This window comes from Nocardia jiangsuensis (genome assembly GCF_042650385.1).
In the GTDB taxonomy this organism is placed as follows: domain Bacteria; phylum Actinomycetota; class Actinomycetes; order Mycobacteriales; family Mycobacteriaceae; genus Nocardia; species Nocardia jiangsuensis.
In genome coordinates this window covers 111,558-132,524 of the sequence record NZ_JBHSAX010000014.1, presented here as the reverse complement: position 1 = coordinate 132,524, position 20,967 = coordinate 111,558, and the positions used below count along the sequence as shown (strand labels likewise).

At 71.3% G+C, this 20,967-nt stretch carries 23 protein-coding genes; 7 read left to right on the top strand and 16 right to left on the bottom strand.

Features of this window, described 5'->3' with window-relative positions; all coding sequences use genetic code 11:
- The first annotated feature begins 21 nt into the window (after positions 1 to 21).
- The 3 genes from aceA (at position 22) to metE (ending at position 4,876) form a co-directional block, all read left to right on the top strand.
- The gene (gene aceA, locus ACFO0B_RS14865) at positions 22 to 1,311 is read left to right on the top strand and encodes an isocitrate lyase (protein WP_378613010.1); all 1,290 of its coding nucleotides are present in this window, start codon (positions 22 to 24) and stop codon (positions 1,309 to 1,311) included.
- Between the two features lie 174 nt (positions 1,312 to 1,485).
- Complete coding sequence (locus tag ACFO0B_RS14860) at positions 1,486 to 2,349, top strand: 3-hydroxybutyryl-CoA dehydrogenase (protein WP_378613009.1); 864 nt, start codon at positions 1,486 to 1,488, stop codon at positions 2,347 to 2,349.
- A gap of 196 nt (positions 2,350 to 2,545) precedes the next feature.
- Positions 2,546 to 4,876, top strand: a complete 2,331-nt coding sequence (gene metE, locus ACFO0B_RS14855) for a 5-methyltetrahydropteroyltriglutamate--homocysteine S-methyltransferase (protein ID WP_378613008.1) — start codon at positions 2,546 to 2,548, stop codon at positions 4,874 to 4,876.
- Here metE and ACFO0B_RS14850 read toward each other — a convergent pair.
- The 5 genes from ACFO0B_RS14850 to ACFO0B_RS14830 all read right to left on the bottom strand — a co-directional run bounded on the left by ACFO0B_RS14850 (position 4,857) and on the right by ACFO0B_RS14830 (position 9,459).
- Entirely contained in the window at positions 4,857 to 5,117 is a 261-nt protein-coding gene (locus ACFO0B_RS14850) for a hypothetical protein (RefSeq protein ID WP_378613007.1), read from the bottom strand. The two genes, metE and ACFO0B_RS14850, sit on opposite strands and share 20 nt — an antisense overlap.
- Positions 5,087 to 6,343, bottom strand: coding sequence for an integrase (locus ACFO0B_RS14845; RefSeq protein ID WP_378613006.1), 1,257 nt, complete (start codon positions 6,341 to 6,343; stop codon positions 5,087 to 5,089). Before ACFO0B_RS14845 ends, ACFO0B_RS14850 begins: the two co-directional genes overlap by 31 nt.
- Before the next feature lie 178 nt (positions 6,344 to 6,521).
- Positions 6,522 to 7,691 (bottom strand): AI-2E family transporter, encoded by a 1,170-nt coding sequence (locus tag ACFO0B_RS14840; RefSeq protein ID WP_378613005.1) that lies wholly within the window; start codon positions 7,689 to 7,691, stop codon positions 6,522 to 6,524.
- Positions 7,692 to 7,708: 17 nt separating this feature from the next.
- Positions 7,709 to 8,338 carry an alpha/beta fold hydrolase gene (locus tag ACFO0B_RS14835; protein ID WP_378613004.1) on the bottom strand — a complete coding sequence of 210 codons (630 nt, stop codon included), beginning with the start codon at positions 8,336 to 8,338 and terminating at the stop codon, positions 7,709 to 7,711.
- Positions 8,339 to 8,406: 68 nt separating this feature from the next.
- On the bottom strand, positions 8,407 to 9,459 hold the full coding sequence (locus ACFO0B_RS14830) for an NAD(P)-dependent alcohol dehydrogenase (protein WP_378613003.1): 1,053 nt from the start codon (positions 9,457 to 9,459) through the stop codon (positions 8,407 to 8,409).
- 116 nt (positions 9,460 to 9,575) lie between these two features.
- Here ACFO0B_RS14830 and ACFO0B_RS14825 point away from each other — a divergent pair, with 116 nt between their 5' ends.
- Complete coding sequence (locus tag ACFO0B_RS14825; RefSeq protein WP_378613002.1) at positions 9,576 to 10,682, top strand: S1C family serine protease; 1,107 nt, start codon at positions 9,576 to 9,578, stop codon at positions 10,680 to 10,682.
- A 4-nt stretch (positions 10,683 to 10,686) separates the two neighbouring features.
- Here the strand turns inward: ACFO0B_RS14825 and ACFO0B_RS14820 are convergent, their stop codons facing one another.
- The 3 genes from ACFO0B_RS14820 to ACFO0B_RS14810 all read right to left on the bottom strand — a co-directional run bounded on the left by ACFO0B_RS14820 (position 10,687) and on the right by ACFO0B_RS14810 (position 12,320).
- A complete protein-coding gene (locus ACFO0B_RS14820; protein WP_378613001.1) occupies positions 10,687 to 11,253 on the bottom strand; it encodes a vitamin K epoxide reductase family protein in 567 nt (188 codons plus the stop codon).
- Entirely contained in the window at positions 11,250 to 11,993 is a 744-nt protein-coding gene (locus ACFO0B_RS14815) for a DsbA family protein (RefSeq protein WP_378613000.1), read from the bottom strand. Before ACFO0B_RS14815 ends, ACFO0B_RS14820 begins: the two co-directional genes overlap by 4 nt.
- 150 nt (positions 11,994 to 12,143) lie before the next feature.
- Entirely contained in the window at positions 12,144 to 12,320 is a 177-nt protein-coding gene (locus ACFO0B_RS14810; protein WP_378613810.1) for an excalibur calcium-binding domain-containing protein, read from the bottom strand.
- 4 nt (positions 12,321 to 12,324) lie between these two features.
- On the opposite strand from ACFO0B_RS14810, the gene ACFO0B_RS14805 reads away from it, so the two are divergent.
- A complete protein-coding gene (locus ACFO0B_RS14805) occupies positions 12,325 to 12,639 on the top strand; it encodes a hypothetical protein (protein WP_378613861.1) in 315 nt (104 codons plus the stop codon).
- 49 nt (positions 12,640 to 12,688) lie between these two features.
- Here ACFO0B_RS14805 and ACFO0B_RS14800 read toward each other — a convergent pair whose 3' ends face one another.
- The 4 genes from ACFO0B_RS14800 to ACFO0B_RS14785 form a co-directional block, all read right to left on the bottom strand.
- Positions 12,689 to 13,534, bottom strand: coding sequence for a polyphosphate kinase 2 family protein (locus tag ACFO0B_RS14800; protein ID WP_378612999.1), 846 nt, complete (start codon positions 13,532 to 13,534; stop codon positions 12,689 to 12,691).
- A 30-nt stretch (positions 13,535 to 13,564) separates the two neighbouring features.
- Positions 13,565 to 14,323 (bottom strand): ESX secretion-associated protein EspG, encoded by a 759-nt coding sequence (locus tag ACFO0B_RS14795; RefSeq protein WP_378612998.1) that lies wholly within the window; start codon positions 14,321 to 14,323, stop codon positions 13,565 to 13,567.
- Positions 14,320 to 14,943 carry a PPE domain-containing protein gene (locus ACFO0B_RS14790; protein WP_378612997.1) on the bottom strand — a complete coding sequence of 208 codons (624 nt, stop codon included), beginning with the start codon at positions 14,941 to 14,943 and terminating at the stop codon, positions 14,320 to 14,322. The genes ACFO0B_RS14795 and ACFO0B_RS14790 overlap by 4 nt, the downstream gene beginning before the upstream one ends.
- A gap of 98 nt (positions 14,944 to 15,041) precedes the next feature.
- The gene (locus tag ACFO0B_RS14785; RefSeq protein ID WP_378612996.1) at positions 15,042 to 15,422 is read right to left on the bottom strand and encodes a hypothetical protein; all 381 of its coding nucleotides are present in this window, start codon (positions 15,420 to 15,422) and stop codon (positions 15,042 to 15,044) included.
- A 284-nt stretch (positions 15,423 to 15,706) separates the two neighbouring features.
- Here ACFO0B_RS14785 and ACFO0B_RS14780 point away from each other — a divergent pair, with 284 nt between their 5' ends.
- Entirely contained in the window at positions 15,707 to 16,498 is a 792-nt protein-coding gene (locus ACFO0B_RS14780) for a GntR family transcriptional regulator (protein ID WP_378612995.1), read from the top strand.
- A gap of 106 nt (positions 16,499 to 16,604) precedes the next feature.
- Complete coding sequence (locus ACFO0B_RS14775) at positions 16,605 to 16,784, top strand: hypothetical protein (RefSeq protein WP_378612994.1); 180 nt, start codon at positions 16,605 to 16,607, stop codon at positions 16,782 to 16,784.
- Here the strand turns inward: ACFO0B_RS14775 and ACFO0B_RS14770 are convergent.
- The 4 genes from ACFO0B_RS14770 to ACFO0B_RS14755 form a co-directional block, all read right to left on the bottom strand.
- Positions 16,781 to 17,413 (bottom strand): class I SAM-dependent methyltransferase, encoded by a 633-nt coding sequence (locus ACFO0B_RS14770; protein ID WP_378612993.1) that lies wholly within the window; start codon positions 17,411 to 17,413, stop codon positions 16,781 to 16,783. The genes ACFO0B_RS14775 and ACFO0B_RS14770 overlap by 4 nt on opposite strands.
- Positions 17,410 to 18,663 carry a saccharopine dehydrogenase family protein gene (locus ACFO0B_RS14765; RefSeq protein WP_378612992.1) on the bottom strand — a complete coding sequence of 418 codons (1,254 nt, stop codon included), beginning with the start codon at positions 18,661 to 18,663 and terminating at the stop codon, positions 17,410 to 17,412. Before ACFO0B_RS14765 ends, ACFO0B_RS14770 begins: the two co-directional genes overlap by 4 nt.
- Before the next feature lie 32 nt (positions 18,664 to 18,695).
- A complete protein-coding gene (locus tag ACFO0B_RS14760; RefSeq protein ID WP_378612991.1) occupies positions 18,696 to 20,135 on the bottom strand; it encodes an ABC1 kinase family protein in 1,440 nt (479 codons plus the stop codon).
- 125 nt (positions 20,136 to 20,260) lie between these two features.
- A complete protein-coding gene (locus ACFO0B_RS14755; RefSeq protein ID WP_378613809.1) occupies positions 20,261 to 20,935 on the bottom strand; it encodes a TetR/AcrR family transcriptional regulator in 675 nt (224 codons plus the stop codon).
- Between the last annotated feature and the right edge of the window lie 32 nt (positions 20,936 to 20,967).

The following is a 20,967-nucleotide window of genomic DNA, read 5'->3' as shown; positions in this document are numbered from 1 at the left end:
AGACGAGAAAGTGGAGTAGAGATGTCGACCACCGGCACCCCGAAGACCGCTGCGGAAATCCAGCAGGACTGGGACACCAACCCGCGCTGGAACGGCGTCACCCGTAACTACACCGCGGACCAGGTGGTGAAGCTGCAGGGCACCGTCGTCGAGGAGCACACCCTCGCGCGCCGCGGCTCCGAGATCCTCTGGGATCTCGTCACCAACGAGGACTACATCAACTCGCTCGGCGCCCTCACCGGCAACCAGGCCGTGCAGCAGGTGCGCGCCGGCCTCAAGGCGATCTACCTCTCCGGCTGGCAGGTCGCAGGCGACGCGAACCTCTCCGGCCACACCTACCCGGACCAGAGCCTCTACCCGGCCAACTCGGTGCCGCAGGTGGTGCGCCGGATCAACAACGCGCTGCTGCGCGCCGACGAGATCGCCAAGGTCGAGGGCGACGACACCGTCTCCAACTGGCTGGCCCCGATCGTGGCCGACGGCGAGGCCGGCTTCGGCGGCGCGCTGAACGTCTACGAGCTGCAGAAGGCCATGATCGCCGCGGGCGTCGCCGGTTCGCACTGGGAGGACCAGTTGGCGTCGGAGAAGAAGTGCGGCCACCTCGGTGGCAAGGTGCTGATCCCGACCCAGCAGCACATCCGCACCCTGACCTCGGCCCGCCTGGCGGCCGACGTGGCAGGCGTGCCGACCGTGGTCATCGCCCGCACCGACGCCGAGGCCGCGACCCTGCTGACCTCCGACGTGGACGAGCGCGACCGCGAGTTCCTGGACGGCACCCGCACCGCCGAGGGCTTCTACGGCGTGAAGAACGGCATCGAGCCCTGCATCGCCCGCGCCAAGGCGTACGCGCCCTACTCCGACCTGATCTGGATGGAGACCGGCGTGCCGGATCTCGAGGTCGCCAAGAAGTTCGCCGAGTCGGTGCGCGGCGAGTTCCCCGACCAGCTGCTCGCCTACAACTGCTCGCCCTCCTTCAACTGGAAGGCGCACCTGGACGACGCGACCATCGCGAAGTTCCAGAAGGAGCTCGGCGCGATGGGCTTCAAGTTCCAGTTCATCACGCTGGCCGGCTTCCACTCGCTCAACTACGGCATGTTCGACCTGGCGCACGGCTACGCCCGCGAGGGCATGACCGCCTTCGTCGACCTGCAGGAGCGCGAGTTCAAGGCCGCCGAGGAGCGTGGCTTCACCGCCATCAAGCACCAGCGCGAGGTCGGCGCCGGCTACTTCGACAGCATCGCCACCACCGTCGATCCGAACACCTCGACCGCGGCCCTCAAGGGCAGCACCGAGGAAGGCCAGTTCCACTGAGCTGCGCCCCGGGAACGCTCAGTTCCCTTGCAGGGGTTCGGGGTTCGTAGAATCCCGAAGTCGATCCTCTACCCCGGGTAGGGGGTGTACCGCCCTCCCCGCCGAACAGCCCCGGCGGGGAGGGCATCCCTATACCTCGACGAAATGTCGCCACACAACCGGCAGGAGCGGGACGTGAGCAGCGAGAAGATCCAACGCGTGGGTATCATCGGCGCCGGCCAGATGGGTGCCGGTATCGCCGAAGTGTGCGCGCGGGCGCACGTCGATGTCCTGGTGTACGAGCAGACCCGAGAGCTGGCCGCCGCCGGTCGCGCGCGCATCCTGCGCTCGCTGGATCGCGGCGTGAGCAGCGGCAAGATCACCGAGCGGGAGCGCGAGCAGACCGCATGGCGGCTGCGCTTCACCTCCGACCTCGGCGACTTCGCCGACCGCCAGCTGGTGGTCGAGGCAGTCCTGGAGGACGAGCAGGTCAAGACCGCCATCTTCGCCGACCTGGACAAGGTCGTCACCGACCCGGACGCGGTGCTGGCCTCCAACACCTCGTCCATCCCGATCATGAAGATCGCCGTCGCCACCGCCAACCCCGAGCGCGTCGTCGGCATGCACTTCTTCAACCCGGTCCCGGTGCTGCCGCTGGTGGAACTGGTGACCACGCTCAAGACCAGCCCGCCGGTCACCGCCCGCGCCGAGGCCTTCGCCGCCGACGTGCTCGGCAAGCAGGTGGTGCGCTCCTCCGACCGCTCCGGCTTCGTCGTCAACGCGCTGCTTGTGCCGTACCTGCTCTCCTCGATCCGCATGGTGGAGTCCGGTTTCGCCACCAAGGAGGACGTGGACAAGGCCATGGTGCTCGGCTGTGCGCACCCGATGGGCCCGCTCGCCCTGACCGACCTGGTCGGGCTCGACACCGTGAAGTCGATCGCCGATTCGATGTACGCCGAGTTCAAGGAGCCGCTGTACAGCGCCCCGCCGCTCCTGATGCGTATGGTCGAAGCGGGCCTGCTCGGGAAGAAATCCGGCGCAGGCTTCTATCAGTACTGATGTTTCCGCCGCCCCCGGCGGCGAAACTCGGACGACGGCTGTGAACCCTGCCCCGTCGGTTCACGGCCCGGCTCGAGTCCGAGTGGTCGAAGCGCATGCGCCGCAGGCGCGAGTCTCGACCGCTCGGACTCGAGCCTCCCAGGGGCCGTGAACCCGCCGCGCCGGAGGCGCGGCAGATAAGCACAGGAGTTCCGTCATGGTCAACGTGTCCGAAGGCTTCGGGTCGAGCGTTCTCGGCTACCCCCGGATCGGCGCCCACCGGGAACTCAAGCGGGCCCTGGAGTCGTACTGGCGGGGATCGCTCACCCGCGACGAGCTGATCGCGATCGGCCGCGACATCCAGGAGCGGCAGTTCGCCGAGCTGGCCGCGACCGGGCTCACGCAGGTGCCGGGCAACACCTTCTCCTTCTACGACCACGTGCTGGACAACGCGCTGCTCTTCGGCGCGGTCCCGCGGCGCTTCGAGCAGGAGCGCGAAGACCTGCACCCGCTCGACTTCTACTTCCTGATGGCGCGCGGCAGGCCGGATCTGCCCCCGCTCGAGCTGGTCCGCTGGTTCGGCACCAACTACCACTACCGCCAGCCCGAGCTGGACGCCGACACCGAGTTCTCGCTGCACCCCGAGTACCTGCTGGACGAGTGGGACCGGGCGATCGCGCGCGGCATCGAGCTGCGCCCGGTGGTGCTCGGCCCGGTCTCGCTGCTGCTGCTCGCCAAGGCCGGGCACGTGCCCGGCGAGCCCGAATTCGACACCCTGAGCCTGCTCGACCGGCTGCTCCCGTTCTACGAGGAGCTCTTCGAGCTGCTGGCCAAGCGCGGCTCCACCTGCGTGCAGCTGGACGAGCCGTGCTTCACCGGCGAGCGCAGCCCCGCCGAGCTGGCCGCCTTCGAGCACGCCTACCAGCGGTTGTCCAAGGCGCCGCTGCGTCCGCGCATTCTGGTGACCGGGCAGTACGGCAACTTCGGCGAGGCGCTGCGGATCCTGGCGCGCTCCGGCGTCGAGGCCATCGGGCTCGACCTGGCCACCTACCGGATCACCCCCGAGGAGCTGGCCGCGGTGCCTGGCATCCGGCGCAAACGGCTCTACGCGGGCGTGATCAGCGGGCTCAACGTCTGGCGCGCGGACCGCTACGTCACCCTGACGTATCTGCAGGAGCTCGCGAAGGTCTGCCCGGACCTGGTGGTCGCCACCGGGACAACGCTGCTGCACGTGCCCTACGACGTGCTCGCCGAGTACGACATCGAGGGCAATGTGGCCGACCGGCTCGCCTTCGCCAAGCAGAAGGTCGGCGAGGTCGTCTCGCTGGCCAAGGCGCTCACCGAGGGGCCGTCGGACAAGTGGCGCAAGCGCCCCACCGAGGTGCACTTCAAGCAGAAGCACGCGGTGCGCCAGCGGGTCTACGCCATCACCCCGGACATGCGCGTCCGCGAGCCGTACGCGGTGCGCCGCGCGGCCCAGCAGGAGGCGCTGAACCTGCCGCCGGTGCCCGCCACCACGCTCGGCTCCTTCCCGCAGACCGCACGGCTCCGGCAGGCGCGGCACGACCTCGGCGCGGGCAAGATCTCCTACGCGGAGTACCGCAAGCAGGTCGAGGCCGAGATCGAGGCCACCATCCGGCTGCAGGAGGACATCGGCCTCGACGTGCTCGTGCATGGTGAGCACGAGCGCAACGACATGATCCAGTACTTCGCCGAGCTGCTCGACGGCTTCGCGACCACCCGCTTCGGCTGGGTCCAGGTCTACGGCTCGCGCTGCGTGCGCCCGCCGATCGTCTACGGCGACGTCTCCCGGCCCGGGCCGATGTCGGTGGAGTGGACCAGCTACGCGCAGTCGCTCACCGACCGCCCGGTCAAGGGCATGGTGACCGGCCCGGTGACCATGCTCGCCCGCTCCTTCGTGCGCCAGGACCAGCCGCTCTACGAGACCGCCGACCAGGTCGCGCTCGCCATCCGCGACGAAGTCGCCGACCTCGAACGCGCGGGCATCAAGATAATCCAGGTCGACGAGCCCGCCATCCGCGAGCTGCTACCCGCCCGCCCCGAGGGCCGCCCCGAGTACCTGCGCTGGGCCGTCGCCGCCTTCCGCCTGGCCACCTCGGGGATCCGCCCGGAGACCCAGATCCACACGCACATCGGCTACTCCGGCCGCGCCGAGGTGGTGCAGGCGATCGAGGAGCTCGACGCCGACGTCACCGCCATCATCTCCACCCGCTCCATCGACTGGGTGATCGACGCCCTCGCCGAGGACTACGCCACCGGCAACGGCCTCAGCCACGGTGTCGGCCCCGGCATCTACGAGAGCCGCTCCGCCCGCATCCCGGATATCGACGAGCTCGACGAGCAGCTCACCGCCGCCGCCGCTGCCGTCGGCGCGGAGCGGCTGTGGGCGAATCCGGACGGCGGGTTGAAGACCAGGCACTACTGGCAGCTCGACCCCTCGCTGCGCAACATGGTCGCCGCGGCGCGGCGGGTGCGGCGGCGGGTGCTCGCCGAGCGGGCGGAGCCGGTCACGGCCGGTGGCTCCTGACCTCGAGCAGGTCGAGCAGATTGCCCGGATCGGCGGTGGTGGCGGGACGAAGGTAGTCCAGGTTCGTCGCCGCCATCGCCGCGAAGGCGATCGGCCGCACTCCGTGCCGCAGGCCGAGATGCACGATGCGATCGATACCTGCCCCGATCAGCGGGGACATCGTCTCCGCGAGGGGATGCAGGTGGTCGGCGTGCGTCCGCCCGCCATGCACTATCGCATTGCGCTTGCGGTAGAAGCGCACGAACTCTTTGCTGAGGATGGCCGCGGTCTCGCGGATCTCGGTTGCGGGGTCCGCGAGGAACGGCTGGAGCCGGGTGATCGCAAGCCTGTCGGTCGCCCCATGACGAGCGGCTCACCGGAGCACAGCCGTCGCTGGAATCGCCGGGCGCGGCTCAGATTGTCGGGGCAGCCGCGGAGTTCGTCCGCCAGCGCATCGTCGTTCTCGCGAATATACGCGTGCGCCAGCCGGGTCAGCTCGCCGCGCGGCATGCTGGCGGCGACGATGAGCGAGAAGCGCTCGGCGGCGACGATGTCGGCGTCGTCCGGGCCGACGAGGTGCGATTCGATCGCCGACCAGCCGCTCATGATGGCGATGTGCGCGGCCCCGGTCCGAACTGGTTGCAGCAGTGCGAGCGCGCCGGTGATGTAATCCGGCATCCGCAGGTCGGGTAGCAGGCCGAGCCTTTCGAAGGACCGCACGTCCAGGGTTCTGTTGGTGGTATGAGTGGCGAAGGCTGTCGCTTTGTCCTTCGACCACATCCACGGGGCGATCTGGATCGCGCCTCGGCTGCCGACGTTGAATTTGGTCTGAAGGTTGGCAATCCTGGTGCGCGCCCGATCGGCCGCGGAGTTGACATCGCGAGCTGCGATTTCGAGGAGGAATCCCCCCTGGTGGCGCACGGCCACAGCATCCGGGGCATGCCGCTTCTTCCAGGCTGCGGCGGCGGTGCTCGTCAACCAGCCCGGTGCGGTCGCGGCGTCGATGGTGAACGGCGGTTCGTTCGTGACCGGAACGCAGAAGGCGTAGCCGCGCTCCGGCCGGGCCAGCCGCTCGGCGGCGCCTCGGAGGAAGTCGGGGACCGTGCAGACATCCGGCCGCTTCCGTAGGTTCGTGATCCAGGTGTGGAGGCTGCTCCGGTGGTAACCGGCGTCGAGAATATGGGCTGCTACCCGCCGTGCCGCGCCCTCGATATCCGCCGCCCGGCCCCGCTCGAACTCCTCGGCCCAGTCGTCCGGGTAGGCCGCATCGTGGCGCCGGACGTGCTCCTGCAACACCACGTAGGCGTGGCTGCCGGCGGTGATACCAGGTTTGATGGCGGCTGCCGCCTTCCCGACAGCGTTGCGTGATTCGCCGAGTCCGGAATCCGTCTTCAACGCGTGCGTCGCATAACTGCGCAAGTCCTCGACAGCATTGACCGGAACGCCGGGCGCAATGCTCTCGTCGAGTAGCTCGCGGGCGAGTTGCATTGTGCCGCAACGCCATAGCCGTCGATGTCACCTCGCGCAACCGGGTGACGAAACCTTCCTGTCCGCCCTTCTCAACAACCCCCATGGCGTGCTACCGTACACCCCGTAAATGGGCGTTCTCGCCCTGCTTTCGAGCGGGGCCAGCCGCCCATTCTTCATTTTCGGAGACATGGCTGGATCACGGCTGCCGATCCCGGCGGAGCAGTTCGGTGAGGCGGGTGCGGAGTGTGCGGGCGGGGGCGGGCGCGACGGCGGCTTCCGGGCGCACCTCGTAGCGGCGGATGTAGGCGCCGGCGAAGCCCTGCACCGTCGCGGTGACCGGGATGGCGAGCAGGGCGCCGGTGGGGCCGAGCAGCGCCGCGCCGGCGAGGACGGCGCCGAAGGCGACGGCGGGGTGCATGTCCAGGGTGGTCGCGGTGATCCGCGGTTGCAGGACGTAGTTCTCGAACTGCTGGTAGAGCACGATGAAGCCGAGCAGCCAGAGCGCGGTGCCCGGGCCGTACACCAGCGCGACGATCACGGGGAGCGCGCCGGCGAGGTAGGTGCCGACCGTCGGCACGAACTGCGAGACCACGCCGACCCAGAGCGCCAGCGCGAAGGCCGACGGCACGTCGAGGACGCGCATGGCGACGTAGTGCGCGAGCGTCGAGGCCAGGGCGAGCAGGCCGCGGGAGTAGATGTAGCCGCCGGTCTTCTCCACGGCGATGTCCCAGGCGCGCAGCACGTGCGCCTGCTTGGCGGGCGGAAGCAGCGAACAGACCGCGTGCCGGAAGCGCGGGCCGTCGGCGGCGAAGTAGAAGGTGAAGAGCAGGATCCCGAGGCCCTGGAAGAGCACGCCGACGGCGGTGGCGCCGATGCCCCAGACATTGCCCGCCAGCCCGACCAGGTACCCCTCGGCGGTGGAGCTCCACTCGGTGGCGTACTTCTGGATGTCGGTGCCGGAGAGGTTCTGGTGGAAGGTGCGGTTCACCCAGTCCACCACCTGGTCGGCGTAGTCCGGCGCGTTCTGCACCAGCGTCGTCGCCTGCGCGACGAGCAGCGCGCCGAGGGTCCAGCCGAAGCCGATCACGATGGCGAGCAGCGCCAGGAACACCAGCCCGGTCGCCGGGCCGCGCCGGAACCCGCGCGCGGCCAGCCAGTTCACCGCAGGCTCGATGGCGAACGCCAGGAACAGCGAGACCAGCAGCAGCGTCAGCAGCCCCTGCAGCTTCTGCAGCGCCCAGAACCCGGCGATCAGCCCGGCGATGGTCGCTGCGCCGAGCAGGAACGCGCGCAGCAGCCAGGGTGGCGGCTCGGCGGGGTCGGGCTTCACGGTGTCGCCGCTCTCCGGCGTCTGCTCAGCGGCCACAGCGCCGAAGGTACCGGTTAGCGCGGCGCCGCCGCGCACAGGCGGGTGGCGAGCGCCGCCCAGATCGCCGGATCGGTGGCCCAGAAGTTGTGCGCGACCCCGGGCAGCTCCTCGAACGAGCCGCGCGGAACCAGCGCGGCCAACTGCCGAAGCGGCCAGGCCGGGCGGATGTCGTGCTGCGCCGCGACGAAGGTCATCGGCACCGGGGAGTCGGCCAGCCGGCGGAACAGCTCGGGTTCGTGGATCCACTCGACGAACGAGGCGGAGAGCGCGGCGTGCACCGTTGGCTCCCAGACGATCTCGATATCCGCCTCCCGGTGCTGCCCGGCTTCGTACGCCTGCTTCCAGGTGCGGTCCTTGTGCAGGCCGTGGCCGGCGACACCGACAACGGCCCGCACCCGCTCCGGATGGTCGAGCGCGTACCGCACCGCCAGGTCCGAGCCCCAGGAGTGGCCGAGCACCACCCACTTCCCGATGTCCGCCGCCCGGCGCACCGCCTCCAGGTCGGCGACGGCCTGCCGCAGGTCGTGCGGGCCGCCGCCGGAACGCCCGACGCCGCGCGGCTCGGGGCACCAGGTGCGCATCCCGCTCGGCGCCAGCCGCCGGTCCGCGAGGTAGTGCACGCAGCCGGGGCCGCCGGAGAGCATCACGACATCGGGGCCGGTGCCGAAGACGTCGACGTGCAGCCGGACGCCGTCGTCGGCGGTGATCTCGCTCAGATGGTGCCCGCGTCGATGACGAAGCGGTACTGCACGTCGCTGGCGACGACCCGGTCGTAGGCGGCGTCGATCTCGTCGGCGGAGATGAGCTCGATCTCCGCGCCGATCCCGTGCTTGGCGCAGAAGTTCAGCATCTCCTGGGTCTCGGCGATGCCGCCGATCATCGAGCCGGAGAGCGAGCGGCGGTAGCTGGCGAGCAGGTAGGGGCGGATGCTCGCCGGGTTCTCCGGGAGGCCGAGCGCGACGAGCGTGCCGTCCACCTTCAGCAGCTTGAGGTAGTTGTCGAGCGGGAGGTCGGCGGAGACGGTGTTGATGATCAGGTCGAAGCGGTTGCGCAGGTCCTTGAAGGTCTGCCTGTCGGCGGTGGCGTAGTAGCCGGAGGCGCCGAAGCGGAGCCCGTCCTCGCGCTTGCGCAGCGACTGGCTGAGCACCGTCACCTCGGCGCCGAGCGCGGCGGCGATCCGCACCCCGACGTGCCCGAGCCCGCCCATGCCGATGATGGCCACCTGTTTGCCCGGCCCGGCGTTCCAGTGCCGCAGCGGCGAGTAGGTGGTGATGCCCGCGCAGAGCAGCGGGGCGGCGACATCGAGGCCGATGCCCTCCGGGATGGCGAGCACGAAGTTCTCGGTGACGACGATCTGCGTCGAGTACCCGCCCAGCGTCACCCCGCCTGCCTGCACCGTCTCGTCGACGGCGGTGTTGTAGGTCATCACCGCGCCGCGCTCGCAGTACTGCTCGTTGCCGTCCAGGCAGGGGGCGCAGCGGCCGCAGGAGTCGACCATGCAGCCGACGCCGACCCGGTCGCCGACGCCGTGCCTGGTGACCGCCGAGCCGACCGCGGCAACGATGCCCGCGATCTCGTGGCCCGGCACGCAGGGATATTTGGCACCGCCCCACTCGTTGCGCGCGGTGTGGATGTCGGAGTGGCAGATGCCCGCGTACTTCACGTCGATCGAGACGTCGTGCGGACCGAGATCGCGGCGCTCGATGGTGACCTTCTCGAACGGGCCATCGGGGCCGGACACGGCGTAGGCGGCAGCGGTGCTCATGCGTACATGCCTACCGTCGCATGCCTGGGTTTGCCAACCGGCCGCCCCGCTCGGCGGGTGCGGACCGCCGTCAGCGGCCACAATGGAGATTCGAGCCGGCCGGAGATGGGACGACCATGGACCACGGATGGCAGCCGCGCGACCCCGAACGCGGCGGCGGGCGCGGCGCCGCGCTGCTGCTGGTGGTGGCGCTGGCCATCGCCGGATTCCTCGGTTTCCGCGCCGACCTGCTCGACGCCTTCACCGGGCCGGAGCGGGTGCCCGCCGAGGTCGCGCCGCCCGCGCCGCCGCTGGACCCGGCGGCGGTGGCGGCCGCGGTCGGCCCCGCGCTGGTGAACATCGCGGTCACGCTGCGGCCGTTCGGCGCCGCCGCGGCAGGCTCCGGCATCGTGCTCGGCGCGGACGGTGAGGTGCTCACCAGCCACCACGTCATCAAGGGAGCGGAGACGGTGCTGGTCACCGACGTGGGGACGGGTGTGGAGTACTCGGCGGAGGTACTCGGCTACGACGCCACCGCTGACATCGCGCTGCTCGCGCTCACCGGCGCGGGCGGGCTGCCGACCGCGCGCCTGGGCTCGTCGGCCCGGCTGCGGCTGCGCGACGAGGTGCTCGCGCTCGGCAACGCGGGCGGCGTCGGTGGGACGCCGACCGCGGTCGCCGGGCGGGTCACCGATCTGAACAGCACGATCGTCGCGCAGAACTCCGCCGACCTCTCCCGGCTCGCGCTGCGCGGCATGGTCGAGGTCGCGGCGGCGGTGACGGCGGGCCAGTCCGGCGGGGCGCTGGCCGACCGCAACGGCGACGTGGTCGGGGTGATCACCGCGGCCTCCGGGCAGAGTGGCGAGCCGGTGCCCGCAGGGCGGGTGCCGAACGGGTACGCGGTGCCGATCGACCGGGCCATGAAAGTTGTCCAGCAGATCCGCGCCGGGGTGTCGGCGGGGACGGTGCACGTCGGTCCCACCGCGACACTCGGGGTGCTGATCTCCGACGCGGCGGACGGCGCCCGGCTGGACGTGGTGCTCTACGGCACCCCGGCCTGGAACGCCGGGCTCGCCGACGGCAGCGTGGTGGTGGCGGTGGACGGCCGCCCGATCGCCGACGCGAAGGCGCTGCGCGCGGAGATCGACGCCAGGCGCCCGGCCGACGTGGTCCGGCTGGAGGTGCTGGAGAACGGCGGGCGCCGGGTCGTCGAGGCGGTGCTCACCGAGAGCCCGCCGCGCTGAGCGGTCAGGCCAGTGAGAGCCAGTAGTCCTGGAAGCGCAGGAAGACCAGGACCAGTACGGTCGCGTAGAAGACCGCGACGAAGGTCCAGCGCCACTCGGCCAGGATCCGCAGCGGCCCCGCGGAGCGGCCCCACAGCTGCTCGGTGACGACCGCGAGGAGCGGCGTGATGATCGCCCAGACCACCATGCAATATGGGCAGAGCGCATTGATCCGGTACAGGCTCTGGAAGATCAGCCAGCCGACGAAGAGCAGCCCGAGCAGGTTGCCCAGCCAGAGCCCGCCCCAGATCCAGCGCGGGAAACTCACGCCCGCCACCGAGAGCAGGCCGAGCGTGACCACGACGGAGAAGCCGACCACGCCGATCAGCGGGTTGGGGAAGCCGAAGACCGCCGCCTGGTCGGTGGTCATCACCGAGCCGCAGGACAGCACCGGGTTGAAGCTGCACGACGGCGTGTAGCCGGGGTCGGTGAACAGCTTGAAGCGCTCGACGGTCAGCGCGACCGCCGCCAGCCAGCCGAGCAGGCCGCCGAGCAGCAGGATCCAGGCCGCCCGGGGCGGAGCCGCGGTCACTGCGCGGCGGTGATCGCGCCGGCCAGCTGGTCCGGGGCGACCTGGGTGCCGTTCACGAACACCGACGGGGTGGACTGCACGCCGCTGGTCAGGGTCTCGTCGGTGCGGGCGGCGACGTACCTGTCGTAGGTGCGGTCGGTGATGCACTGCTCGATCGCGGGGTCGGTGTAGCCGACGGTCCTGGCGATCTGCACCAGCGAGGCGTCGGGCAGGCCTGCGCCGCCCTCGGCGGGCTGCTGGGCGTACATGGTCTTCAGCCAGCTCTGGAACTTGGCCGGGTCGGCGACTGCCACGCAGTAGGCGGCGTTGGCGGCGCGCGAGGAGTACTCGGTGCTGGAGGCGCGATCCAGGAAGGCGATGATGTTGTACTCGACGGCGGCGGTGCCGTTCGCCACCGCGTCCTCGAGGACCTGGCCGTACTGGGCCTCGAAGGCCTTGCAGGCGGGGCACTGCAGGTCGGCGACGAGCCGCACGGTGGTCTTCGCGTCGGGCTTGCCGATGCGGATGTAGCCGCTGTCGGTGATGGCGCCGGTGATGCCTGCGGGGTTCTGCGGGGCGGTGGCCGCGATGGTGGGGGTGGGGCCCTCGTCGTTGTTCGCGGCATTCTTGATCGCGATGCCGATGCCGATCGCGGCGACGAGGCCGACCAGCACGACGGCGACCGCGACCTGGATGAGGAGCTTGCGCTTGCGGTCGGCGCGCTCCGCGGCCGCCAGCGGATTGTTGCTTCCCTTGCTCACCGTGCGTTCACCACGCCTTTCGTCGGGCTTCCGATCGCTGCCGCACCGATCGTAGTTCCGCGTCGGGGACGTGGGCCGGGGGCATCGCGACCCATCCTGGCGCAGGGAGCTGAGAGTTTCCGAAGGCGGGCGGGGTGCCCCGGTCACCGATCAGGTTTCGCAGGCGACTCCATCGCCGTCGCGATCCAGGCCGCGGCTGTATCCCGGGTCGCCCCGGTGCAGGGGAGCGGCGCCCGCGGCCTTCGCCTCCTTGCAGCTGCTGTACGAGACGCGGGGAGCCGGTGGCGGCTGCGGTGCGTCGATCTGCGGTGGCGCTGGTACCTCCACGGTGGTGGTCGGCACGATCACCACCGGTGGCGGAGCGGGCGCCCGCACGGTCGTCGTCGGCAGCGGTGGTGCGGTCGTCGGCACGAGTGCGGCCTTGGTCGTCGGGGTGGCGCTCGCCGACGTCGTCGTGCTCGGCGCAGTGGTCGTGCTCGGCGCAGACGTGGTGCTCGGCGGCCGCGTCGTGCTGGCCGCCCGCTGCTGCGCCGCCTCACCCCCGCACCCCACCGCGGTCAGCACCGCGAGCCCGGTCAGCCCGATTCCGATCCCGCGCAGAGTCCCCATGGCCCGATCGTGGCATCTCGAGCAGCTGCGACGATGACGTTCGACCGGGGATGCGGGTTCCGCCCGGGAACCGGTCGGTACGACCCCTACGCCGTCTCCAACCGCTTCAACTGCTCGGCGACATCGAACTGCGCCGCGGGCCAGTGCAGGTCGAGGGCGGTGAGTGCGTCGATGAGGAGTTCGGTGACGGCGAGGCGGGAGTACCACTTGCGGTCGGAGGGAATGACGTGCCAGGGGGCCCGCTCGGTGCTGGTGCGGTCGAGCATGGCCTGGTAGGCGGCCTGGTACTGCGGCCAGAAGGCGCGTTCGTCGATATCGCTCGGGTTGAACTTCCAGTACTTCTCCGGGCGCTGCAGCCGCTCGCGGAGGCGCTTCTTCTGCTCGTCCAGGGAGACGAACATGGCGACCTTGACGATGGTGGTTCCCTCCGCCACCAGCTCGCGCTCGAACTCGTTGATCTCGTCGTAGCGCGGCTCCCACTCGGCGGGCGGGACCAGGTCGTGCACCCGGACCACGAGCACGTCCTCGTAGTGCGAGCGGTCGAAGACGCCGAGCTGGCCGCCGCGCGGCAGCGCCTTGCGGATCCGCCAGAGGTAGTGGTGCCGCTGCTCCTCGGGGGTCGGCACGCCGAAGGAGGCGTGGTCGACGCCCTGCGGATCGACCGAGCCGATCACGTGCCTGACGATGCCGCCCTTGCCCGCGGTGTCCATGCCCTGCAGGACGAGCAGCACATTGCGGTGGTCACCGGAGCGGCCGTTGGCGTAGAGCTTCTCCTGCAGCGCCGAGAGCACCACGGTGCGCTCGGCGAGCAGCTGCTGCCCGGCGGCCTTGTCGCCGGTGAAGCCCGGCGTCGCCGAGGTGTCCAGATCGGCGACGCGCAGGCCGTCGGCCCTGAGCGCGGCGGCGGCGGGTGTTGTCCAGTTCGGCGACATCCCCCACACCTACCACGCGGGCGGCTCCGCTCAGCGGATCTGGGCCAGCCGGGTCAGCTGCGCGGCGAACTCCGCGTCGTCGACCGGGGTCAGGGTGAGGTCGTGCGCGGTGGTGAGCAGGTACCGGCCGTCGCCGCTGAGATCGAGCCAGCTGCGGTGCCTGGTCGGCGGCGACATGGGGTCGTCCGGCGAGACGGTCACCGTGACGAAGCCGCGGCCGTCGACCGGGCGGCGCAACATCTTCCGGAAGCGGGCAGCACCCCTGTCCGGCTCGCCGGTGGTTTCCGTGCCGGGGCGGGCGCCGGAGCCGAAGGTCTCGCAGTGGCCGTGCAGCACGGCGTCCTGTGGTTCGCGCAGCGCCGGGTTCCGGCCCGCCCGTGCCGAGCCGATCAGCTGCACCAGCCGCTCGCCGAGCGTCCTGGCGTGGCACATGACCACCGTGACCTGCTTCGGGTCGGCGGCGACGATGCTCGCGTGGTGGTGCACGACGGCGGCGTAGAGCAGGATGCGCTCGGTGTGCGGCGCGCTCCCGTTGTTCCGGCTGCGCACGGTGCGCTCGCCGGAGACCGTGACCGTGGTGGCGTCCGGGCGGGCGCAGACCATGAGCGCGGCGGCCAGGTCGGGGTCGGCCTGGCGCGGGAACCGCTGCGGCAGCCGCAGCGCCGCGTGCTCGTGCTCGCTGCGCACGATGCCCGCCGGCGCCATGTTGATGGGGTACGGCCGCCGGTCCAGCCCGGTCTCGTTCTCCCAGACGTAGCTGAACTCGTCCGGGGCGAGCACCCACTTCACCGCGCGCCGCCCGGGCCCGCGGGCGGCGCGGCGAAGCGGGGGACCGCGTCGCCGGTGGCGGGCATGGTCGGGGTGTAGACATGGGTCATGGTGTCCTGCGCGTCGGCCAGCGCGGTCGCCGCGAGCACCTCGTACTCCATCCGCCTGCGGCCGCCGTGCACCGCCTCGGCCACCGGGTCGGGCAGTGCCAGGTACTCCGGGGGCGGGACGATGGCGGCGCGGACCGTCTGCGCCGCTTCGGCATTGAGCTCCAGCAGCCGCTGGATGGTGCGGCAGACGTCGCTCGCCGCGGTGCCTGCGGCGGTGAACTCCCTCGTCGCGGCGGCCGCGGTGGCCGCCGACTGCCCCGACCAGCGGGCGAAGAGCGGCGCGGTGGCGTCGGCGAAGGACTGGAAGGCCTCGCCGAGCGCGTCCGCGGCGCCCTGCCAGCCGGTCGCGGTGCGGCCGAGCGCGGCGGGGTCGAGCTGCTCGTGCACCCGCTCCCAGATCTCCCGGTGCGGGTAGCCGGCGAAGCGCTCGCGGACCGGGGCGTAGGGCGGGTCGGTGGCGCCCGCGCCGCTCAGTGCGCGGCTGCGCACCCCGATGGCGTCGGCGGCGGCCCGTGCCGCATGATCGGCCACTGCCCCGCCTCAGTTCCCCGCCGCGGTGGACGCGGCGAGGCGTGCGTCGGCGGCGCCGCCGCGGTGTAACCCGGCTGGGGCAGCGTCATCTCGGCGGTTCACGCTCTGCCCCCGGCCAGGGCGAAGGCAGCGCCCGCCGCCGCCTCGGCATCGGCGAAACGACGACCGGCCGCCAGATAGGCGGCCTTGTAGAACAGCGCCGTCTGCTGGAACGCGGTCACGGTGGCCAGGAACTCCTGCCCCTTGGCGCCGAACCCGCGCGCCAGCCCGGTGCCGGTGGGCAGGGCGGGGAAGCCGCGCACGGCGTCCAGCCCCTGCCCGCGCTCGGCGATCCGGCCCAGCTCGGCGACGAGGTCGTCGCAGGCGGCGGCGAGCCCGCTCGCGACATCCTCGTCCAGCGCGACGACACCGGGGTCGCCCTCCCTGGCCGCGGCATAGAGCGCACGCGCCGCCGACTGCCCGGTATCCGGAATCCCCATGTGCCCCACCCTTCTGGCGTTACCCCTGCTCATCCGCACTGTACCGGCGGGTATTGGCTGGTGGGCAGCGCAAACTCCGGGGAATCCGGTCCGTCGGGATTTCTGGCGAGCCCGGCCGATCCCCCGACCGCTCCGTGCGTGGACGACGTTGCCGCGGGGTGGTGCCGAACTCTGCCGGATCGCGGATGCCGCCCACCGAGGCACTCGGTGGTCCCGCGGCGTAGCGATGCGCGGGAAAAGTACACTGCCGGTGGTCGCATGAGCCGCCGAGGGGGAGGGGAACCGTGAGCGACGCTGCCGAAAATCCGGCGCTGCCCAAGTATCTGCAGATCGCCAGGCACTTCGCCGCCCGGATCGAGGAGGGCGAGCTGCCGCCCGGCGCCGAGGTGCCGTCGGAGCGCGAGCTGGCGGCGCAGTGGAGCGTGGCCCGGCTCACCGCCAACAAGGCGCTGCGCGAGCTGCGCAGGCTCGGGCTGGTCGAGACCCGGCCGCAGTCGGGCAGTTTCGTGGTCGAGCGGGCGGTCGCGGCTATCGCGCGGGACGAGCCGGGGCTACACATGGGTTACCCGGGCGACGGCTATCGCTGGCCCGCGCTCGGCGCCACCCCGGATGTGGTGGCCGACGCCGAGCCCGGCCTGGCCGGCGGCGCCGTCACCGATCCCGCCGTGCGGCTGCTGCGGGCAGGCGCCGAACCCGCGCCGGACTCACTGCGCCCCGAGTTCCCCGACGGCACGCCGGTGGCGCGTATTCGCCTCGTGCGCGGCGACTCCGGGGTCGCCGCGCTGGTGACCTCGTGGTTCGCACCGGGCGTTGCCGCGCGGGCGCCTCTGCTGGCGCGGGCCGACGCGCTGCCGGGCGGCTCCGGCCGGTACCTGGCCGAGGTGGCCGGGGTACGGGTGGCGTTCGGCCACGATCGGGTCACCGCGCGGCTCGCGAGCGCCTTCGAACGGGAGCACCTGAGCCTGCCCGACCCGGCCGCGGTGCTGGTGCGTCGCTCCGCCCGGCACACCGCCGACGGGGTGCTTGTCCGGGTGGACGACGTTGTCCAGCAACCGGACCGCTGGTTCGCGGTCTGACGCGCCGACGACACGCCGCCACCGCATTGACACCACCCGGGGCGCCGCTGGAACAATCCAAACGGGCTCTGGTGCAGCCCGTTCAGGGGGAGTGGGGAGGGGTGCCATGTTCGATCCATTGACCGGCGGCGGGTGGTTGATCGTCGACGAGCGATGCGTGGTCCGGCTCGGGCGCGCGGCCAGGCCGGACCACGTGACCTTCGTCTTCGACGGGGGCGCAACCGAATTCGAGATCACTTTCGCACCCGGTATTCTGCGCCGCATGCTGGAGTTGAGCGGTAACTAGGCGGGGCGGGTGGCGCTCACGTATTGCAGCAGCCGATGGAGTTGCTGGTCGATGTCGGTGAGGCCGTGCTCGGCGAAGAGCGCGGGGAAGGTCTCGGTGTCGAAGACGCGGAGGCCGCCCGCTGCGCCGACGGCGGTGCTCAGGGCGCCGAACCAGCCGGGGGTGCGGTGGCTGGTGCTGATCGCGATGCGGCCGCCGGGGGCGAGGACCCGGATCATCTCCCTGGTGGCGCGGATCGGGTCGGGGATGAGGTAGAGCGCGCCGAAGCAGCACACGGCGTCGAAGGTGCCGTCCGCGAAGGGCAGGGTGCGGGCGTCGCCGCGGACATAGCCGGCGCGGGGTGCGGCGTTGTCGCGGATCGCCTGCGCGAGCATGGGTTCGGAGTAGTCGAGGCCGACCACCCGGCCGTCGCCGGTCAGCTCACGGCTCAGGTGCCCGGTGAAATTGCCGGGGCCGCAGGCCAGGTCGAGTACCCGCTTGGGGCCGGAGAGCCGCAGCGTGCGCACCGCGTCGCGGCGGTCGGTGTCCATGCTGCGGCCGCTGGCCAGGTAGAACAGCGCCGGGCGCCACGCCCGCTCGTAGACGGCGGCGAGCGCGGGCGCGTTCATGGTGCGGCGGGCGAGGTTCACCGGACCGGCTCGACCTCGATGGTCATCCCGGCGTCGCGCAGCCGGTCGGTGAGCGCGTCGCCGATGGCGGCGGCGGGGGTGAGGATGCCGGTCAGCTCGCTCTGCTTCTCCCGGTCGAAGGCGAGCGCGAGCCCGGCCTCGGCGAACATCACCGCGGTGGCCTGGTAGCCGGGGTCGCCCTTGCCCTCGAAGGTGGCCAGGTAGGTGGTGCCGGAGGTGGTGTTCGCGTAGGTCTTCATCCGGAACCAGCCGTTCACCCTGGTCTTCTCGCTCGGGCCGGTGCCCGGCGCGGGCAGCACGGTGTCGAGCACCTTGCGCCCGACCGCGAAGCGGCTCAGCACGGCGGTGGTCGCCACGCCCGCGGCGGTGCCGCCCGCCAGCGCCGCCGCGGCCACCGGGGCGAGCGGCGAGCGGCCCGCCGTCATCACCTCGCGGTACTTGAAGTTCTTGCCGTACACCCAGCCGAGCAGGCCGTTGCTGCGCCGCACGATCTTGGTGTTGTGCGCAGCCATCACGAAGGTGCCTACCCAGCCGGGCAGCCCGGGGTGGATGGCGCTCGCGCGCTGCAGCGTCTGGTCGGTCTGCCTGCCGACCTTCGGCTCGCGCTCGGTGTCCGGGCTCAGCGCGTACGGGTGGGTGAGCAGCCTGGCCTTGGCCGGGTCGGTCGCGGCCTCCTCGACCATGGCGCGCAGCGAGTCCACGGTGCCGCCGCTGACGCCGCCCTTCACCGCGGCGATCAGGGTGACGTCGGTGAGTTCGCCGGTGTTGTCCGCGACCGTCCGCTTGTACAGCTGGTAGACGCTGAGATCGGAGGGCACCGAGTCGTAGCCGCAGGAGTTCACGATCTTGGCGCCGCTGCCGACCGCGATGTCCTGGTACCGGTCGATGGCCTCGCGGACGAAGGGCACCTCGCCGGTCAGGTCGGCGTAGTGCGTGCCCGCGTGCGCGCAGGCCGCCACCAGCGGCATGCCGTAGCGCAGGTACGGCCCGACCGTGGTGAGCACGGCGGTGGTCCTGGCGACCATGGCGTTCAGCGTGGACGGGTCGTTCACGTCCGCCTCGATCAGCTCCCACTCCGCCGCGACCGGCCCGAGCCCGCTCCGCACCTGCTCCAGCTTGCTCCTGGTGCGCCCGGCCAGCCCGATCCGCGCGCCCGCGGGCGCCGCCCTGGTCAGGTACTCGGCGATGATCTTGCCGACGAAGCCGGTCGCGCCGAAGAGGACGAGGTCGAGTTCACGGGTTTCGGGCATGGGTGCGGCTTCCCTTTCGATGGACGGACAGTTCAGGAGCGCTTGGCCCGGCGGCGGGCGGCAGGCGCGGGCGGGGTGGTCGGGGTGGTCGGGCGCCCCGCCGGGCGCTCCGCCAGCCACGCGTGGTGCGCCTTGCCGAGCTCGGTCACCGGCGGCTCGTCGTAGAGCCACTCGCGGGCGACGCGATGCCAGTTCACGGTGCAGCCGAGCTGGCCGAGCATGCCGAAGGTGAGGAAATCGGCGCGCCGGGAGAACAGGTGCTCCGGCGGCAGGTTCTGCTGCTTCATGCCGGTGAACTCGCTCGCCCGCGGATCCACCGCCAGCAGGAAGGCGCCGCTGGCCAGCTCGGGGGTGATGGCGATCTCCTCGTCGACCAGACACCACTCGGAGGCGGAGAGCACGTACTCCAGACACTCCTCGGCGCCGATCTCGTCCGGCGAATCGATCACGCCGCGCTGGATCATGAGTTCGCGCAGCTCCTCCGCGCGGTCCTCGGCGGCGGCGCGCAGGCAGGTGATCTCGAACCGGACGTGGTCGGTGTCCATCCGGTTGTACAGCCCGAAATCCAGGAAGCCGACCCGGCCGTCGGCCGCCAGCAGCACGTTGCCCGGGTGCGGATCGCCGCAGAACTCGCCGAAGGTGAAGAGCGACCCCACGTAGAAGCGGTAGATGATCTCGCCGATCCGGTTCCGTTCGGCGGCGGGCAGCGCGCGCACCTCCTCGAAGCCGCGGCCGTCGATGTACTCGCTGACCAGCACCCGGGTGCTGCTCAGCTCCGGGACGGCGTGCGGGACCACGATGAACGGGTGGTCGGCGTAGAGCGCGGCGATCTGCTGCTGGGTCCGCGCCTCGGCCAGGTAGTCGAGCTCGCCCTCCATGTTGAGCCGCAGCTCGTCCAGCACCGCGGGCGTCACCCAGGGCATGGCGGACTGCAGCACCTTGCGGAACATGGCCAGGTTCTTCAGGTCGGCGCGGACCGCCGCGTCGATCCCCGGATACTGCACCTTCACCGCGACCCGGCGGCCGTCGTGCAGCACCCCGAGGTACACCTGCCCGATCGAGGCCGCCGCCACCGGCTCGGTGCCGAACTCGGCGAAGAGCTCGCCCAGCGGCCTGCCCAGATCCTCCTCGATCACCGCGCGCATGGCCCCGAAGGAGACCGTCGGCGCGGCATCGCGCAGCACCGCGAGCCGCTGCTGGAACCGCTCGCGGTGCTCCTCGGGCACCAGGTCCAGGTCGAGCACCGACATCATCTGGCCGAGCTTCATGGCGACGCCCTTCATGGTGCCGAGCACCATGACCACCTGCTCGGTGGTGCGGATCATCGACTCCTCGGCCATCTTGGCGCGCACCGCCTCGGAGCGGCCGCGCATGGAGAGCCTGGTGCGGCGGGAGCGGATCACGGAGCCTGCGGCGACCGCGCCGAGCTTGGTGCCGCGAGCGAGCCGGGATGTCGGCACGTGCTTCGCCATCGAGTACCTCCGTTGGTGCCCGCGCGGTGACGTGGGCCACCCGCTCGCGATCAGACTAACCGGAGCCGTCGACGTGTCGAGAATGTCTGTGACCCGGGCCACTCCAACGAAGTTACCGGTCGGTTCTACGGTTGCGGTGGGTTCGGGAGGACGTGCTCCTGCGCGGTGAAGGTCTGCCGCGAGCCGCCCGCCCGCGCCATGCCCTCGATGGCGCTCCAGGTCATCATGGTCAGGTAGTCGATGACCTGGTCGCGGTCCATGGTCTTGTGCGTCGTCCACCAGTGCGTGGCCAGCTGGATACCGCCGACCAGCACGTACGACCAGAGCATGGCGCCCTCGGTGTCGATGCCCTTCTCGGTGGCGCGCTCGGTGATCACCGCGGCGACCACCTCGGCGAAGAGCCGCTCGAACTCCGCGAGCGAGGACTGGTCAGCCGACCCGTTGCCCATGATGAAGCGGTAGACCTCGGGGTCCTCGTCGACCGTGCCGACGTACTCCGCGAGCGCCGAGCGGACCAGCTGGTACTCGTCGGCGTCCAGGCTGATCGCGCCGTAGACCTTCGGCATCAGGGTGGTCTCGATGAACCGCTGCATGGTGGCCCGGACCAGGTCGTTCTTGTCCGAGAAGTAGCGGTAGAGCACCGTCTTGGAGACGCCGATCTCGGCGGCGATCTCGTCCATTCCGGCGGTGCTGCCGCGCACCCGGACGGCGGCGAGCGTGCCGTCCACGAGTTCTTCGCGGCGGTCGATCTTGTGCTGGCGCCAGCGGCGTTTCCGGCCGTCCATCCGGCCGGTCCGCACCGCCGACGGTCGATCGGTCACTTCGCCGAGTT

Bases quoted from the DNA above. Each gene is read 5' to 3' on its own strand.
- aceA (WP_378613010.1), top strand. From the start codon at position 22: ATGTCGACCACCGGCACCCCGAAGACCGCTGCGGAAATCCAGCAGGAC.
- metE (WP_378613008.1), top strand. From the start codon at position 2,546: ATGGTCAACGTGTCCGAAGGCTTCGGGTCGAGCGTTCTCGGCTACCCC.
- ACFO0B_RS14845 (WP_378613006.1), bottom strand. From the start codon at position 6,343: ATGCAACTCGCCCGCGAGCTACTCGACGAGAGCATTGCGCCCGGCGTT.
- ACFO0B_RS14835 (WP_378613004.1), bottom strand. From the start codon at position 8,338: ATGCTCTCCGGCGGCCCCGGCTGCGTGCACTACCTCGCGGACCGGCGG.
- ACFO0B_RS14830 (WP_378613003.1), bottom strand. From the start codon at position 9,459: ATGAGCACCGCTGCCGCCTACGCCGTGTCCGGCCCCGATGGCCCGTTC.
- ACFO0B_RS14825 (WP_378613002.1), top strand. From the start codon at position 9,576: ATGGACCACGGATGGCAGCCGCGCGACCCCGAACGCGGCGGCGGGCGC.
- ACFO0B_RS14800 (WP_378612999.1), bottom strand. From the start codon at position 13,534: ATGTCGCCGAACTGGACAACACCCGCCGCCGCCGCGCTCAGGGCCGAC.
- ACFO0B_RS14785 (WP_378612996.1), bottom strand. From the start codon at position 15,422: ATGGGGATTCCGGATACCGGGCAGTCGGCGGCGCGTGCGCTCTATGCC.
- ACFO0B_RS14775 (WP_378612994.1), top strand. From the start codon at position 16,605: ATGTTCGATCCATTGACCGGCGGCGGGTGGTTGATCGTCGACGAGCGA.
- ACFO0B_RS14765 (WP_378612992.1), bottom strand. From the start codon at position 18,663: ATGCCCGAAACCCGTGAACTCGACCTCGTCCTCTTCGGCGCGACCGGC.
- ACFO0B_RS14760 (WP_378612991.1), bottom strand. From the start codon at position 20,135: ATGGCGAAGCACGTGCCGACATCCCGGCTCGCTCGCGGCACCAAGCTC.